This is a genomic window from Planococcus sp. RAB007_Raresut (assembly GCF_057369535.1).
Genome location: NZ_JBXYIF010000052.1, coordinates 1 through 349 on the forward strand (window position 1 = coordinate 1; position 349 = coordinate 349).

The following is a 349-nucleotide window of genomic DNA, read 5'->3' on the forward strand; positions in this document are numbered from 1 at the left end:
TTACGCTATTCGGTGTGTACTTGTGGAAATATGAACAACAGAATCGGTTTTACGAGAAGGCCGGAATTTACCCTCTCATTCATTCTGAATTTGGTCATCAACAAACATTTTCAGCATTAAATCCAACAAATCGCCAACAGTTACTTCAACAGTTCAGCAGATTATTACTTCCTCAAGATGTACATCCTTTAGAATACAGCGTTCTTGCTAGTTGTAAACGTTATCTTGAAGACGATTTTTATCAAAGTACAACTCAATTAATAGCCAACAAACAAGAAGCCCAAACGCAGTTAAGATGGATTGTATTAAAACAAGCTGAACGACATCAGGATATCCCACCTCGTGTTCA

General features: G+C 37.2%; 1 protein-coding gene. It reads left to right on the top strand.

Annotated elements, in window-relative coordinates; genetic code table 11:
• The coding region (locus AC2Q9J_RS17725; protein ID WP_499041982.1) for a hypothetical protein at nt 1–349 on the top strand (349 nt) is incomplete at both ends.